This window comes from Clavibacter sp. MX14-G9D, from assembly GCF_032917815.1.
Lineage (GTDB): Bacteria > Actinomycetota > Actinomycetes > Actinomycetales > Microbacteriaceae > Clavibacter > Clavibacter michiganensis_K.
In genome coordinates this window covers 17,504-32,563 of record NZ_JAVCVL010000001.1, presented here as the reverse complement: position 1 = coordinate 32,563, position 15,060 = coordinate 17,504, and the positions used below count along the sequence as shown (strand labels likewise).

Sequence of the window (15,060 nt, the reverse complement as noted above, 5' to 3'; positions counted from 1 at the left end):
AGATCGAGGAGTTACATGTCGCCGGTGGATATCACCCCGGAATTCAATCCCCTGCGGATCCCGTCGGATCGTCGACTGAACCGCATCGCGGGGCCCAGCAGCCTCATCATCTTCGGCGTGACGGGTGACCTGTCGCGCAAGAAGCTGATGCCGGCCGTCTACGACCTGGCCAACCGGGGGCTCCTGCCCCCGGGGTTCGCGCTCATCGGCTTCGCACGGAGGGACTGGGAGGACCAGGACTTCGAGCAGGTCGTGTACGAGGCCGTCAAGCAGTACTCGCGCACCAAGTTCGACGAGGACGTCTGGCGCCAGCTGGCGCAGGGCATCCGCTTCGTGCAGGGCACCTTCGACGACGACGAGGCGTTCCAGACGCTGAAGGACATCACGGAGGAGCTCGACCGCGAGCGGGGCACGATGGGGAACCACGCGTTCTACCTGTCGATCCCGCCGAAGTCCTTCCCGCTGGTCACCGAGCAGCTCCGCCGCTCGGGTCTCGCGGAGCAGAAGGAGGGCCACTGGCGACGCGTCGTCATCGAGAAGCCCTTCGGCAGCGACCTGAAGACCGCGCGCGAGCTGAACGCGGTCGTCGAGACGGTCTTCCCGCCGGACTCGGTGTTCCGCATCGACCACTACCTGGGCAAGGAGACGGTCCAGAACATCCTGGCGCTGCGCTTCGCGAACCAGCTCTACGAGCCCCTGTGGAACGCCAACTACGTGGACCACGTGCAGATCACGATGGCCGAGGACATCGGGGTGGGCGGCCGTGCCGGCTACTACGACGGCATCGGCGCGGCGCGCGACGTCATCCAGAACCACCTGCTTCAGCTCCTCGCCCTCACGGCCATGGAGGAGCCCGTCGCGTTCGACGCGTCGAGCCTCCGGGACGAGAAGGAGAAGGTGCTGTCCGCGGTGCGCCTCCCCAAGGACCTCTCCACCGCCACGGCACGCGGGCAGTACGCCGGCGGCTGGCAGGGCGGCGAGGAGGTCGTGGGCTTCCTCGACGAGGAGGGCATGGACCCCCAGTCGACGACGGAGACCTACGCGGCGATGCGCCTCGACATCAACACGCGCCGCTGGTCGGGCGTCCCGTTCTACCTGCGCGCGGGCAAGCGGCTCGGTCGCCGCGTGACGGAGATCGCGGTCGTGTTCAAGCGCGCGCCGCAGAACCTTTTCGCGGAGGACCAGACGTCGGCCCTCGGCCAGAACGCGCTCGTCATCCGGGTGCAGCCCGACGAGGGCGTCACCATCCGCTTCGGCTCCAAGGTGCCGGGTGCGGGGATGCAGGTGCGCGACGTCACCATGGACTTCGGCTACGGCCACGCCTTCACCGAGGCGAGCCCGGAGGCGTACGAGCGGCTCATCCTCGATGTGCTGCTCGGCGACCCGCCGCTCTTCCCCCGCCACCAGGAGGTCGAGCTGAGCTGGAAGATCCTGGACCCCATCGAAGAATTCTGGCGCACGCAGGGCCAGCCCGAGCAGTACCGACCGGGCACCTGGGGGCCGGCCTCGGCCGACGAGCTCCTCGCCCGCGACGGACGGACCTGGAGGCGGCCATGAGAGTCGATCTGCCGAACACCACCACCGCGAAGATCTCGAAGGCGCTCGTCAAGATCCGCGAGGAGGGCGGCGCCGTCGCCCTCGGCCGCGTCCTGACGCTCGTGATCTCCACCTCGCTCGGCAGCGAGGAGGAGGCCATCGAGGCCGCGAACGACGCGTCGCGCGAGCACCCCATGCGCGTCATCGTCATCTCGACCGAGCGCGGCGCCGCCGCGGAGACGACCACCGAGTCGGCCCGCGTGGACGCCGAGATCCGCGTGGGCGGCGACGCCGGCGCGAGCGAGGTCGTCGTCCTCCGCGTGTACGGCGCGGCTGCCGAGGACGAGGAGAGCCTGGTCACGGGCCTCCTCCTCCCCGACGCGCCCGTCGTGGCCTGGTGGCCGCACGACGCCCCCGCGGTCGTCAGCCAGTCGCCGCTCGGCCGCATCGCGCAGCGCCGCATCACCGACTCGTCGACGAGCAGCAACCCGCGCGTCGCCCTGCAGCACCTGGCGGAGACGTACGCGCCCGGGGACACGGACTTCGCGTGGACCCGGCTCACGCTGTGGCGCGCGCTGCTCGCCGCGGTGCTCGACCAGCCGCCCTACGAGCCCGTCACCCAGGTGGAGGTGTCCGGCGCCGCCGACTCCCCCTCCACCGTCCTGCTCGCCGCCTGGCTCGGCCTGCAGCTCCAGGTGCCGGTCCTGCACGAGGTCACCACCCGGGCCACCGGCTCGAGCGGCATCCACGGCGTGCGGCTGCACCGCGCGTCGGGTGTGATCGACCTCGACCGGCCGATCGCGAACGTCGCGACGCTCAAGCAGCCGAACCAGCCGACGCACGATGTGAGCCTCCCCCGCCGGAGCCTCCGCGACTGCCTGGCCGAGGAGCTCCGGCGCCTCGACCCCGACTCCCTCTACGGGGACGTGATCCGTCACGGACTCGAGCGGGCGACGGCGGGCCAGGGATACATCACCGCGTCCACCACCGCACGGAAGGACTCCGAAGAGCGATGACGAACGACCGCAGGGTGCTCGTGCACCCCGACAAGAAGGCCATGACCGGCTCCGTCGCCGCGCGCTTCCTCACGAAGCTCGTCGACATCCTGGATGAGGAGGAGACGGCCAACGTCGTCCTCACCGGGGGGACGGTGGGCCCGAGCATCCTCGCGGCCGTCAACGAGTCCGCGGCGCGCGACAGCGTCGACTGGACCCGCGTCCACTTCTGGTTCGGCGACGAGCGGTGGCTCCCGCACGGCGACCCCGAGCGCAACGACACCACGGTGCGCACGGCGCTGCTGGACCACATCGACGTCCCCGCCGAGAACGTCCACGCCATGGGCGCGAGCGACGCGGGGATGAGCCTCGACGAGGCCGTGCAGGCCTACACGGCGGAGCTCGCCGAGTTCGCGAACGGCGACACGTCGCTGCCCCGCTTCGACATCACGTTCCTCGGCGTCGGACCGGACGGCCACGTGGCGTCGCTCTTCCCGGACAGCGACGGCATCCGCACCATGGACACCGCCGTGGTCGCGGTGCGCAACAGCCCCAAGCCGCCGGCCGAGCGCATCTCGCTCACGCTGCCGGTCCTGAACTCCTCGCTGCGCATCTGGATGGTCCTCGCCGGGCCCGACAAGGCGTTCGCGCTCGGTCTCGCCCTCGCGGGTGCCGATCGCACCGAGGTACCGGTCGCCGGCATCAAGGGCCGCAAGCGCACGGTCTTCTTCATCGACCGGGAGGCCGCCGCGGACGTGCCGGAGAACCTGATGCTGTCGTCCTACTGACGCACGATGCCGGCGAGAGCCGGACGACGGAGGGCGGGTCCTGAGGGCCCGCCCTCCGTCGTCCCGTCTCCGTCCCCGTCACGCGGAGCACGCACCGCACGCAGAACGCCCCCGTCCATCCGGACGGGGGCGTTCTGCGTCGCTGACGCGTGCTGTTACTTCGTGGCCTTGACCGTCCCACGGCGCGCGCGGAGCTGCTCCAGCGCCTCCTCGAGGAGCTGGCTCGCCTCCTCCTCGCTGCGACGCTCCTTCACGTACGCGAGGTGCGTCTTGTAGGGCTCCAGCTTGGCGACCGACGGCGGGTTCGCCTTGTCACGACCGGCCGGCAGACCCGACTGCGGGGAGTCGATGGTCTCGGGGATCTCCTCCTCGGGCAGGTTCGCCGCGAAGTGGCGGACGGTCTCGTTGCCGAGCGCGTCCCAGTACGAGATCGAGATGCGCTCCGCGTGGAAACCGCGGTCCTGCTCGCCCATGGGGCCCGCGCCGACGCGCGAACCGCGGATGGCGCTTCCTCCTGATGCCATGTGGCTGCTCCCTACAATCCGGTGTCGAACTTGGTGATCAGCCCGAGGACCACGATGCACGTGACCCAGACGAGGCCGAGGATGACGGTGATGCGGTTCAGGTTGCGCTCGGCGACGCCCGAGGAGCCGAGGCTCGACGTCGTGCCGCCTCCGAACATGTCGGAGAGACCGCCGCCCCGCCCCTTGTGCAGGAGGATGAGCATGGTCAGCAGGAGGCTGGTGATTCCCAGAACCACCTGCAGGACTACCTGGAGGATTTCCACGTGCGGCCTTTCGGGTGCGCGGTGCTGTGGCCGAGACCGACCGGTGAACGGCCGATGGGCCGTTGTCGATTATAGCGGGCGGCTGGACGCGGCGAGCCGTCCGCGCCCGGAGGGGCGCGGACGGCTCGGAGCGGGTGAGCGGATCAGACGCCGACGTGGGAGCGGAACCGCGCGATGGCGGAGAACTCCTGCACGTCGAGGCTGGCGCCGCCGACGAGCGCGCCGTCCACGTCCGGCTCGCGGAGGAAGCCCGCGATGTTGCCGGACTTGACCGATCCGCCGTAGAGGATGCGCGTGGCCTTCGCGGCCTCGTCGCCCAGGATCTCGGCGACGACCGCGCGCAGCGGCGCCGCCACCTGCTGGGCCTGCTCGGGAGTCGCGGCGACGCCGGATCCGATGGCCCACACGGGCTCGTAGGCGACGACGACGTCGGCGCCCTTCTCGAGCCCCTGGAGCGCGACGCGCAGCTGCGCCACGGGGACGGCGCTCGCGCCGTGCTCCTCGAGGTCGGCCGCGGTCTCGCCCACGCAGATCACGGGGACGATGCCGTGCGCGACGGCCGCCGTGGACTTGGCGGCCACCTGCTCGTCGGTCTCCCCGTGCAGGGTGCGCCGCTCCGAGTGGCCGACGATCACGTAGCGGCAGGCGAGCTGCGCGAGGAACGCCGCGGAGATCTCCCCCGTGTAGGCGCCCGACTCGTGCTCGGAGACGTCCTGCGCGCCGTAGGCGAGCTCCAGCTTGTCGGCCGACACGAGCGTCTGCACGCTCCGGATGTCGGTGGCCGGCGGGAACACCGCGACCTCCGCCTCCGCGTAGTCGTGCTTCGCGTCCTTGAGGCTCCACGCGAGCTTCTGCACGAAGGCGATGGCCTGGAGGTGGTCCAGGTTCATCTTCCAGTTGCCCGCGATGAGGGGCGTGCGCCCCGCGGGGCGATCCGTCACTGCCATCCGAGGACCTCCAGTCCCGGCAGGCGCTTCCCCTCGAGGAACTCGAGGCTCGCGCCGCCTCCGGTCGAGATGTGACCGAAGCGGTCATCATCGAATCCGAGCGCGCGGACGGCCGCGGCGCTGTCGCCGCCTCCGACCACGGACAGCCCCTCGACGCGCGTGAGCGCGTCGGCGACCGTCTTCGTGCCGGCCGCGAACGGCTCCAGCTCGAAGACGCCCATGGGCCCGTTCCAGAACACCGTGGTCGAACCGCGGATGATGGTGGCGAACGCCTCGGCGGTCTCGGGGCCGATGTCGAGCCCGAGCCCCTTCTCGCCCGCGGGCGTCTGCTCGATGGCGTCCGCGCGCGTGACCTCGTGTGCGGCGTCGGCGGAGAACCCGTCGGCGACCACCACGTCGGTGGGGAGCACGATCTGGACGCCCCGCTCCTCCGCCTCGGCCAGGTAGCCCTTGACGGTCTCGACCTGGTCCTCCTCGAGGAGGCTGGATCCGACGGAGTGGCCCTGCGCCTTCAGGAAGGTGAAGAGCATCCCCCCGCCGATGAGCAGCGAGTCGACGCGCGGCAGCAGGTGGCCGATGACGCCGAGCTTGTCGGACACCTTGGAACCGCCGAGGACGACCGTGTAGGGCCGCTCCGGGTTCTCCGTCAGGCGGTCCAGCACCTCGAGCTCGCTCGCGATGAGCGAGCCGGCGGCGCTCGGCAGGACCGAGGCGAGCTCGAAGACGCTGGCCTGCTTGCGGTGCACGACGCCGAAGCCGTCGGACACGAACGCGTCCCCCAGCTCGGCGATCGACTCCGCGAAGCCGCGGCGGACGGACTCGTCCTTGCTCGTCTCCTCCGCGTGGAAGCGCAGGTTCTCGAGCACGACGACGTCGCCGTCCGCGAGGGCGTCCACGGCGGCGCCGGCGGAGTCGCCCACGGTGTCCGTCGCGAACGCCACCTCGGCGTCGAGCAGCTCGCCGAGGCGCGCCGCGACGGGGCGGAGGCTGTACTGCTCGTCCGGGGTGCCGTCGGGCCGGCCGAGGTGCGAGATCACGACGACGCGCGCGCCGGCCTCGCGGAGACCCGTGAGGGTCCCCAGCGAGGCGCGGATGCGCCCGTCATCCCCGATCACGCCGTCCTTCAGGGGGACGTTGAGGTCGCAGCGCACGATGACGCGACGACCCCGGAGGTCCCCCAGGGAGTCGATGGTGCGGAGTGCCACGGCCGGTTACAGGCGATCGGCGACGTACTCGGTGAGGTCGACGAGGCGGTTGGAGTAGCCCCACTCGTTGTCGTACCACGACGCGACCTTGACCTGCGAGCCGATGACCTTCGTGAGGCCGGCGTCGAAGATGGAGGAGTGCGGGTCGTTCACGATGTCGCTCGAGACGATGGGGTCCTCGGTGTACTTGAGGATGCCCTTGAGCGGGCCCTCGGCCGCGGCCTTGTAGGCGGCGTTGACCTGCTCGACCGTGACGTTCGCCGTGGTCTCGATGGTCAGGTCGGTGATCGAGCCGGTGGGCACGGGCACGCGGAGGGCGTAGCCGTCGAGCTTGCCGACGAGCTCCGGGATCACGAGGCCGAGCGCCTTGGCGGCACCCGTCGACGTGGGGATGATGTTGACCGCGGCGGCGCGCGCGCGACGCAGGTCGCTGTGCGGGCCGTCCTGCAGGTTCTGGTCGGCCGTGTAGGCGTGGACCGTCGTCATGAGGCCGCGCTCGATGCCGAACTCGTCGAGGAAGACCTTGGCGAGGGGCGCGAGGCAGTTGGTGGTGCACGACGCGTTGGAGATCACGTCGTGGGTGGCGGGGTCGTAGGTGCCCTCGTTGACGCCGAGGACGAGGGTCGCGACGTTGTCGCCCGTGGCGGGCGCCGAGACGAGGACCTTCTTGGCGCCGGCGGCGATGTGCTTGCGCGCGTCCTCCGCCTTGGTGAAGCGGCCGGTGGACTCGATGACGATCTCGACGCCCAGCTCGCCCCAGGGGAGGTTGGCGGGGTCGCGCTCCTCGAGCACGCGGATCGCCTTGCCGTTGACGACGATGTTGTCGCCGTCGAGCTCGACGGTCGCGTCGAGGCGGCCGGTGATGGAGTCGTACTTGAGCAGGTGCGCGAGGGCCGTGTTGTCGGTGAGGTCGTTCACCGCGACGATCTCGATGTCGCTGCCCTTGGCGAGCGCTGCGCGGAAGTAGTTGCGGCCGATGCGGCCGAAGCCGTTGATGCCGATCTTGACGGTCACGTGTTCTCCTGATGTTCTGCGCGCTCGGGGGCGGCGGTGGGTGGTGGAGGTTCGGGTGCGGGAGTCCTGGCGTGCGGGAGCCGCGGGCGGCCGGGGTCTCCCGTCCGGCCGCCCGCGGCGGCGCCTACGAGAGGAGGAAGAGGCCCTGCGTCTTGGTGCGGGCGGCCTCGAAGCGCGCCTGCACGTCGGCCCAGTTGACGATGTTCCAGAACGCCTTGACGTAGTCGGCCTTGACGTTGACGTAGTCGAGGTAGAAGGCGTGCTCCCACATGTCGAGCAGCAGGATCGGCACGGTCGCCGCGGCGAGGTTGCCCTGGTGGTCGTACAGCTGCTCGATGATGAGCTTCTGGCCGAGCGAGTCCCACGCGAGGATGCTCCAGCCGGAGCCCTGGATGCCGAGGGCGGAGGCGGTGAAGTGGGCCTGGAACTTGTCGTACGAGCCGAAGAACTCGTCGATGGCCGCGGCGAGCTCGCCGGTGGGCTTGTCGCCGCCGTCGGGGCTGAGGTTGTTCCAGAACACCGTGTGGTTCACGTGGCCCGCGAGGTTGAACGCGAGGTCCTTCTGCAGCTTGTTGACGAACGTCAGGTCGCCGGCGTCGCGCGCCTCCTGCAGCTTGACGAGGGCGGTGTTCGCGCCGTCGACGTAGGTCTTGTGGTGCTTGTCGTGGTGCAGCTCCATGATGCGGCCGCTGATGCTCGGCTCGAGGGCCGAGTAGTCGTACGGGAGGTCGACGAGAGTGTAGTCAGCCATAGGTGTATCTCCTCTTCATTGCCCGGGGGCTCCCGGCCAGAGGCCGGGGGTGGGTGACGGATCGAGTCTAGTCCGGCGGCCCTCCGCGGGACCTGGCCGGATGACGCCGGACGTCGAGCGGATCCCGCCCGCAGCCCGCTGCGGACGACACCGCGTGCCGCGGGCGCCCCGGGCGGATCAGACGTCGTCGAGGTCGGCCGGGAGGTTCGCGTCGGTGCCGGGCAGGCCCTCGTCGACGGCCTTCTTGTCGGCCATCGCCAGCAGGCGGCGGATGCGCCCGGCGACCGCGTCCTTGGTCATGGGCGGATCCGCGTGGTGACCCAGCTCGTCGAGGCTCGAGTCGCGGAAGCGCAGGCGCAGGTCGCCGGCGTACTTGAGGTGCTCGGGGATGTCGGGGCCGAGGATCTCCATGGCCCGCTCGACGCGCGCGCACGCGGCGACGGCCGCCTGCGCGGAGCGGCGGAGGTTGGCGTCGTCGAAGTTGACGAGGCGGTTGGCGGTGGCGCGCACCTCGCGACGCTGCCGCATCTCCTCCCAGTTGACGACCGTGCCCTGGGCGCCCATGGCCCGCAGCATCTGCCCGATGGCGTCGCCGTCGCGGATCACGACGCGGTGGACGCCACGGACCTCGCGCGCCTTCGCGCTCACGTCGAGACGGCCGGCGGCGCCGACGAGGGCCATCGCCGCCTCGTTGCCGGGGCAGGTCACCTCGAGGGCGGCGGAGCGACCCGGGTCGGTGAGCGTGCCCGCCGCCAGGAACGCGCCGCGCCACACGGCGGCGATCTCCTCGCGCGAGCCCGTGGTGAGCCGGTTGGGGAGGCCGCGGATGGGCCGGCGTCGCGCGTCGAGGAGCCCCGTCTGCCGCGCCAGGGTCTCGCCGCCCTCCATGACGCGGACAAGGTAGTGCGTGGCGCGGCGCATGCCGGACGCGGGGATCACGGAGATGTCGCTGCGGACCCCGTAGAGCTCGGCCAGGTCCTTGCGCACGCGGCGGGCCAGGAGCGGGGTGTCCAGCTCCGACTCCACGGCGATGCGGTTGGAGATGAGGTGCAGACCGCCGGAGAAGCGGAGGATCGTGGCCAGCTCGGCAGCCCTCACCGTGGTCTTGCTGACCTCGACGCGTGACAGTTCTTCCTTGACGTCCGAGGTCAGAGGCAAATGCTTACTCCCTTGATGAGATGGGTGCCCTACTCCCGGCCGAGGTCGCGGTGCTTGGTGCTGACAGCGACGCCGGGAAGGGCGCGGAGGAGGCTGGTGAGCTCCTCGGCGACGGCTACCGAGCGGTGCTTGCCGCCGGTACAGCCGATAGCGATCGTAGCGTGTCTCTTGTTCTCCCGCTGGTACCCGGCGAGCACCGGGGCGAGGGCCCGGGCGTACGCGTGGACGAACTCCTCGGCGCCCTCCTGGCCCAGCACGTAGTCGCTGACGGCCTTGTCGCGGCCGGTGAGCGGCCGGAGCTCCGGGGTCCAGAACGGGTTCGGCAGGAAGCGCATGTCGGCAACCATGTCGGCGTCCGCGGGCGTCCCGTACTTGAAGCCGAAGCTCATGACGGTGACGCGGACGCCGGCGTCGTCGGCCCCGCTGAACTGCTCGGTGATGGTCGTGGCCAGCTGGTGGATGTTGAGCTCGGACGTGTCGATGACGAGGTCGCTGGCCTCGCGGATCTCGATCATCCGGGCGCGCTCGGCCGCGATGCCGTCCAGGAGCGTCCCGTTGCCCTGCAGGGGGTGCGGCCGGCGCACCTGCTCGAAGCGGCGCACGAGCGCCGCGTCCGTGGCCTCGAGGAACAGGACGCGGAGGCGGGGTCCCGTGCCGAAGGTCTGCAGGACGTCGCGCAGCTCGGAGAAGAAGTCGCCGCCGCGCACGTCGACCACCGCGGCGATCTTCGGCAGCGACGTGCCCGCGCGGCCGGCCAGCTCGACGAGCGGCTTGAGCATCTGCGGGGGCAGGTTGTCGACGACGTACCAGCCGAGGTCCTCCAGAGCGTTGCCGACGGTGGAGCGGCCCGCGCCGGACATCCCCGTCACGATCATGACGTCCTGCTGGGGGATCTCCACGCTCATGCCGGCATGCACCTCTCGTCGCGCTGGTCTGTGGGTCGAGTCTAGGCGGGACCCGCGACACGCCGCCCGCGGCCCCGGATCACGAGCGGAGCCGCTCGTAGACGGCCTGCGCGAGTGTCGGGCCGATCGTGCGGACGGCCGCGATCTCCTCGACCTCCGCCTGCTTGAGCTTGGCGACCGAGCCGAACTGCTGGAGAAGGCGCTGCACCCGCGACGGACCGAGACCCGGGATCTCGTTCAGCACCGACGTGATGTCGCGCTTCCGACGGGCGCGCTGGTGCGTGATGGCGAACCGGTGCGCCTCGTCGCGGATGCGCTGGATGAGGAAGAGCGCGTCGCTGTTGCGCGGCAGGATGATCGGGTAGTCCGAGTCGGGCAGCCAGATCTCCTCCAGGCGCTTCGCGATGCCCGCGAGCTGGATGCCCGTCACGCCGGACTCCTCGAGCGCCCGCTGGGCGGCCGCGACCTGCGGCTGGCCGCCGTCGACGATGAGCAGGTTCGGGCTGTAGGAGAACCTGTTGACCGGCGGAGCCTCGCCGAGCTCGGGCGGGGCGGCGTCGGCGGGCACCTCCGCCTCCTTGCCGAGGTACGCGAGACGCCGGGTGATGACCTGGTGGATGGACTCGGTGTCGTCCGTGGAGTCGGCGATGTTGAAGCGGCGGTACTGGTCCTTGCGCGGGAGACCGTCCTCGAATACGACCATCGACGCGACGATGTTGGTGCCGCTGAGGTGCGAGACGTCGTAGCACTCCATCCGCAGGGGGGCGTCGGGCATGCCGAGCGCCTCCTGGATGTCCGCGAGGGCCTTCGACCGCGTCGTGAAGTCGGAGCTGCGCCTCGTCTTGTAGAGCATGAGCGCGTTCTGCGCGTTGGTGGCGGCGGTCTGCGCGAGCGCGGCCTTGTCGCCGCGCTGGGCGACCCGGAGGTCCACCTGCCAGGAGCTCGGCCGTCCCCGGCGGACGGTGCCGTCGTCCTCCCCCGCGGCCCGACGCTGGCTGAGCCACAGCTCCAGCTCGGCGGCGTCCGCCGGGAGCTCCGGGACGAGGACCTCGCGGGGCGGGTGCGCCTCGTCCTCGTAGGCGTTGTGGAGGACGGTCTCGACGAGCTCGCCGATGCCGATGTCGAGCTCCTTGTCGACGACCCAGGTGCGCGTGCCCCGGATGCGGCCGCCGCGGACCATGAACTGCTGCACGGCCGCCGCGAGCTCGTCCGCGGCGATGCCGAACACGTCGGCGTCGACGCGGTCGTCGAACACGACGGCGGTCTTGGACAGCGCCGCCTCGAGCGCGCCGATGTCGTCACGGTGCCGCGCCGCGGCCTCGTAGTCCATCTCCGCCGCGGCGTCCTTCATCCGCTGGGTGAGCTGGCCCACGTACTTCGAGTCGTTGCCGGCCATGAAGCTCACGAAGTCGTCGGCGATCTCGCGGTGCTCCTCCTCCGAGACGCGGCCGACGCACGGCGCGGCGCAGCGGCCGATGTCGCCCAGCAGGCACGGCCGGTTGGTCTGCCGCGCGCGCTTGAAGGTGCTCTCCGAGCAGGAGCGCACGGGGAAGACCTTGAGCATGTGGTCGACCGTCTCGCGGATCGCCCACACCTTCGTGTAGGGGCCGAAGTACTTGGCCCCGCGGATCTTGCGGTTGCGGGTCACCATGACGCGCGGGTAGTCCTCCCCCAGCGTCACGGCCAGGTACGGGTACGACTTGTCGTCCCGGAACTTGACGTTGAAGGGCGGATCGAACTCCTTGATCCAGGTGAACTCGAGCTGGAGCGCCTCGAACTCGCTGCCGACCACGGTCCACTCCACGCCGGCCGCGGAGGTCACCATGCGGCGCGTGCGCTCGTGCAGGCTCTGCAGGGGGGCGAAGTAGTTGGCGAGGCGGGCGCGGAGGTTGTTCGCCTTGCCCACGTACAGCACGCGGCCGGCGGCGTCGCGGAACCGGTAGACGCCCGGCGACGTGGGGATCTCCCCCGCCGCCGGGCGGTAGCCGACCGTGTCGGTGCGGGCCATCAGCCGGCCGCGCGCTCCTCGCGCGCACGCTGCGACTCGAGCGCGGCCGCCTCGGCCTCGGCGTCGAGGACCTCGCGGAGGAACCCGCCGGTGTAGCTCTCCGGCACCGTCGCGAGGTGCTCCGGCGTGCCGGTCGCGAGGACCGTGCCGCCGCCGGCGCCGCCCTCGGGGCCCATGTCGATGAGCCAGTCGGCGGACTTGATGACGTCGAGGTTGTGCTCGATGACGATGACCGTGTTGCCCTTGTCCACGAGCCCGTTGAGCACCAGCAGGAGCTTCCGCACGTCCTCGAAGTGGAGGCCCGTGGTGGGCTCGTCGAGGACGTAGACGCTGCGGCCGTTCGACCGCCGCTGCAGCTCCGTCGACAGCTTGACGCGCTGCGCCTCGCCGCCCGAGAGCGTGGTGGCGCTCTGCCCCAGCCGCACGTAGCCGAGGCCCACGTCGACGAGCGTCTTCATGAAGCGGTGGATGGCCTGGATGGGCTCGAAGAACTCCGCCGCCTCGCTGATGGACATGTCGAGCACCTCGGCGATGCTCTTGCCCTTGTAGTGGACGCTCAGGGTGTCGCGGTTGTAGCGCGCTCCCCCGCAGACCTCGCAGGCCACGTACACGTCGGGCAGGAAGTTCATCTCGATCTTGATGGTGCCGTCGCCCGAGCACGCCTCGCAGCGGCCGCCCTTGACGTTAAAGCTGAAGCGGCCGGGGAGGTAGCCGCGGGCCTTCGCCTCGGTCGTCTCGGCGAAGAGCGTGCGGATGCGGTCGAACACGCCGGTGTAGGTCGCGGGGTTGGAGCGCGGGGTGCGGCCGATGGGGTTCTGGTCGACGTGCACGACCTTGTCGAGGTTCTCGAGCCCCGTGACGCGCGAGTGCTTGCCCGGGACCTTGCGGGCGCCGTTGAGCTCGTTGGCGAGCACCCGGTAGAGGATGTCGTTCACGAGGGACGACTTGCCCGATCCGCTGACGCCCGTGACCGCGGTGAGCGTGCCGAGCGGGAACGCGGCCGTGACGTTCTGCAGGTTGTTGGCGCGCGCGCCGACGACCTGGATCTGGCGCTTCCGGTCGATCCTGCGTCGCTTGGCGGGCGTCGCGATGGCCTTGCGACCCGCGAGGTAGTCGCCCGTGAGCGACTCGCGGTTCTCGATGAGCCCGGCGTAGGAGCCCGAGTGCACGACCTTGCCGCCGTTGACGCCGGCGCCCGGGCCGATGTCGACGATCCAGTCGGCCGTGCGGATGGTGTCCTCGTCGTGCTCGACGACGATGAGCGTGTTGCCGAGGTCGCGCAGCTTCACCAGGGTCTCGATGAGCCGGCGGTTGTCGCGCTGGTGCAGGCCGATGCTCGGCTCGTCGAGCACGTAGAGCACCCCCGTGAGCCCGGACCCGATCTGCGTGGCCAGGCGGATGCGCTGCGCCTCGCCGCCGGAGAGCGACGCGGCGGCGCGGGCCAGGTTCAGGTAGTTGAGCCCCACCTCGATGAGGAACTCGAGGCGCACGCGGATCTCCCGCAGCACCTGCGCGGCGATGTGCGCCTCGCGGTCGGTCAGCTCGAGCTGCGCCATGAACTCCTGCGCGTCGGACAGGCTCATCTCCGCCACGTCCGCGATGTTCGCGCCGTGCACGAGGACGGCGAGCACCTCGGGCTTCAGGCGCTTGCCGTCGCACACGGGGCACGGGATCTCGCGGAGGTACTCCCCCCAGCGCGCGCGCTGGTTGTCGGTCTCGGCCTGGGCGAACTGGCGCTCGATGTACGGCATGACGCCCTCGAAGCCGGACGAGTAGGTCATCTCCCGGCCGTAGCGGTTCTTCCACTTGACCTGCACCTCGAAGTCGTTGCCGCGGAGGACCGCCTCGCGGACCTCCTCCGACAGCTTCCGCCAGGGCGTCGTGAGGGAGAACTTGAGGTCGCGGGCGAGACCGGCGAGCAGCTTCTCGTAGTACTGGAAGAGGCCCTTGCCCTGCGTGGTCCACGGCAGGATGACGCCGTCCGCGATGCTCAGCGACTCGTCGCCGATCAGGAGCTCCTGGTCGACCGACATGCGCGTGCCGAGACCCGAGCACTCCGGGCATGCGCCGAACGGCGCGTTGAACGAGAAGGTGCGCGGCTCGATCTCGGTGAGCTGGATCGGGTGGTTGTTCGGGCAGGACAGCTTCTCGGAGTACGTGCGGAGGCCCCCGGGACCCTCGACGTCGACGAAGTCGATCATGACGATGCCGTCCGTGAGGCGGAGCGCGGTCTCGAGCGAGTCCGTGAGGCGGCCCAGGATGTCCTCGTTCGCGACGAGGCGGTCGACCACGACCGAGATGTCGTGCTTGTACTGCTTCTTCAGCTTGGGCGGCGAGCTGAGCTGGATGAGCTCGCCGTCGACGATGGCACGCGAGTAGCCACCGGACGCCAGCTCCGCGAAGAGGTCGACGAACTCGCCCTTCTTCTGCGACACGATGGGGCTGACCACCTGGTACCGGGTGCCGGACTCGAGCTCCATGAGCTGGTCGGCGATCTGCTGGACCGTCTGGCGGGAGATGCGCTCCCCGCAGGTGGGGCAGTGCGCGACGCCGATGCGGGCCCAGAGCAGCCGCATGTAGTCGAAGATCTCGGTGATGGTGCCGACCGTCGAGCGGGGGTTGCGGTTCGTGGACTTCTGGTCGATGGAGACCGCGGGGCTCAGGCCCTCGATGAAGTCGACGTCAGGCCGGTCGACCTGGCCGAGGAACTGGCGCGCGTAGGCGGACAGCGACTCGACGTACCGGCGCTGCCCCTCCGCGAAGATCGTGTCGAAGGCGAGGGAGGACTTGCCGGACCCCGAGAGACCCGTGAAGACGACGAGCGAGTCGCGCGGGATGTCGAGGTCGACGTCGCGGAGGTTGTGCACGCGCGCACCGCGCACGCTGAGGAGGGAGGAGGACTCGACGGGGGAGATTGACACCTGTCCATCGTATGCGTCGCCACCGACACGACCGACGGCGGGGAC

At 70.5% G+C, this 15,060-nt stretch carries 13 protein-coding genes; 3 read left to right on the top strand and 10 right to left on the bottom strand.

Annotation, left to right across the window (positions count from 1 at the left end; genetic code table 11):
- Positions 1-15: 15 nt before the first annotated feature.
- From zwf to pgl, 3 genes are read left to right on the top strand one after another with little or no spacing between them, the layout of a single operon-like run.
- Positions 16-1,557 carry a glucose-6-phosphate dehydrogenase gene (gene zwf, locus Q6969_RS00125; protein ID WP_317228637.1) on the top strand — a complete coding sequence of 514 codons (1,542 nt, stop codon included), beginning with the start codon at positions 16-18 and terminating at the stop codon, positions 1,555-1,557.
- Positions 1,554-2,552: a glucose-6-phosphate dehydrogenase assembly protein OpcA gene (locus Q6969_RS00120; RefSeq protein ID WP_104289216.1), complete on the top strand. Its 999-nt coding sequence runs from the start codon at positions 1,554-1,556 to the stop codon at positions 2,550-2,552. Before zwf ends, Q6969_RS00120 begins: the two co-directional genes overlap by 4 nt.
- On the top strand, positions 2,549-3,319 hold the full coding sequence (pgl, locus tag Q6969_RS00115; protein WP_317228636.1) for a 6-phosphogluconolactonase: 771 nt from the start codon (positions 2,549-2,551) through the stop codon (positions 3,317-3,319). The genes Q6969_RS00120 and pgl overlap by 4 nt, the downstream gene beginning before the upstream one ends.
- Positions 3,320-3,474: 155 nt before the next feature.
- On the opposite strand, the gene Q6969_RS00110 is transcribed toward pgl, so the two are convergent.
- From Q6969_RS00110 to uvrA, 10 genes are all read right to left on the bottom strand, one after another.
- Positions 3,475-3,843, bottom strand: coding sequence for an RNA polymerase-binding protein RbpA (locus Q6969_RS00110; RefSeq protein WP_053774592.1), 369 nt, complete (start codon positions 3,841-3,843; stop codon positions 3,475-3,477).
- 11 nt (positions 3,844-3,854) lie between these two features.
- Positions 3,855-4,106, bottom strand: a complete 252-nt coding sequence (gene secG / locus Q6969_RS00105; protein WP_012038429.1) for a preprotein translocase subunit SecG — start codon at positions 4,104-4,106, stop codon at positions 3,855-3,857.
- Positions 4,107-4,249: 143 nt separating this feature from the next.
- Positions 4,250-5,053, bottom strand: a complete 804-nt coding sequence (tpiA, locus tag Q6969_RS00100; protein ID WP_317228635.1) for a triose-phosphate isomerase — start codon at positions 5,051-5,053, stop codon at positions 4,250-4,252.
- Positions 5,044-6,258, bottom strand: a complete 1,215-nt coding sequence (locus Q6969_RS00095) for a phosphoglycerate kinase (protein WP_317228634.1) — start codon at positions 6,256-6,258, stop codon at positions 5,044-5,046. The genes tpiA and Q6969_RS00095 overlap by 10 nt, the downstream gene beginning before the upstream one ends.
- Before the next feature lie 6 nt (positions 6,259-6,264).
- Positions 6,265-7,272, bottom strand: a complete 1,008-nt coding sequence (gene gap, locus Q6969_RS00090) for a type I glyceraldehyde-3-phosphate dehydrogenase (RefSeq protein WP_317228633.1) — start codon at positions 7,270-7,272, stop codon at positions 6,265-6,267.
- 124 nt (positions 7,273-7,396) lie between these two features.
- Positions 7,397-8,023 (bottom strand): superoxide dismutase, encoded by a 627-nt coding sequence (locus Q6969_RS00085; RefSeq protein WP_094115993.1) that lies wholly within the window; start codon positions 8,021-8,023, stop codon positions 7,397-7,399.
- A 177-nt stretch (positions 8,024-8,200) separates the two neighbouring features.
- On the bottom strand, positions 8,201-9,181 hold the full coding sequence (gene whiA / locus Q6969_RS00080) for a DNA-binding protein WhiA (RefSeq protein ID WP_012299318.1): 981 nt from the start codon (positions 9,179-9,181) through the stop codon (positions 8,201-8,203).
- A 29-nt stretch (positions 9,182-9,210) separates the two neighbouring features.
- Positions 9,211-10,086 (bottom strand): RNase adapter RapZ, encoded by an 876-nt coding sequence (gene rapZ / locus Q6969_RS00075; RefSeq protein WP_317228632.1) that lies wholly within the window; start codon positions 10,084-10,086, stop codon positions 9,211-9,213.
- 79 nt (positions 10,087-10,165) lie between these two features.
- Complete coding sequence (gene uvrC / locus Q6969_RS00070) at positions 10,166-12,094, bottom strand: excinuclease ABC subunit UvrC (RefSeq protein ID WP_317228631.1); 1,929 nt, start codon at positions 12,092-12,094, stop codon at positions 10,166-10,168.
- The gene (gene uvrA / locus Q6969_RS00065; protein ID WP_317228630.1) at positions 12,094-15,015 is read right to left on the bottom strand and encodes an excinuclease ABC subunit UvrA; all 2,922 of its coding nucleotides are present in this window, start codon (positions 15,013-15,015) and stop codon (positions 12,094-12,096) included. Before uvrA ends, uvrC begins: the two co-directional genes overlap by 1 nt.
- Positions 15,016-15,060: the final 45 nt, after the last annotated feature.

Bases quoted from the DNA above. Each gene is read 5' to 3' on its own strand.
- uvrC (WP_317228631.1), bottom strand. From the start codon at position 12,094: ATGGCCCGCACCGACACGGTCGGCTACCGCCCGGCGGCGGGGGAGATC.
- zwf (WP_317228637.1), top strand. From the start codon at position 16: ATGTCGCCGGTGGATATCACCCCGGAATTCAATCCCCTGCGGATCCCG.
- Q6969_RS00085 (WP_094115993.1), bottom strand. From the start codon at position 8,023: ATGGCTGACTACACTCTCGTCGACCTCCCGTACGACTACTCGGCCCTC.
- pgl (WP_317228636.1), top strand. From the start codon at position 2,549: ATGACGAACGACCGCAGGGTGCTCGTGCACCCCGACAAGAAGGCCATG.
- Q6969_RS00120 (WP_104289216.1), top strand. From the start codon at position 1,554: ATGAGAGTCGATCTGCCGAACACCACCACCGCGAAGATCTCGAAGGCG.
- tpiA (WP_317228635.1), bottom strand. From the start codon at position 5,053: ATGGCAGTGACGGATCGCCCCGCGGGGCGCACGCCCCTCATCGCGGGC.
- rapZ (WP_317228632.1), bottom strand. From the start codon at position 10,086: ATGAGCGTGGAGATCCCCCAGCAGGACGTCATGATCGTGACGGGGATG.
- Q6969_RS00110 (WP_053774592.1), bottom strand. From the start codon at position 3,843: ATGGCATCAGGAGGAAGCGCCATCCGCGGTTCGCGCGTCGGCGCGGGC.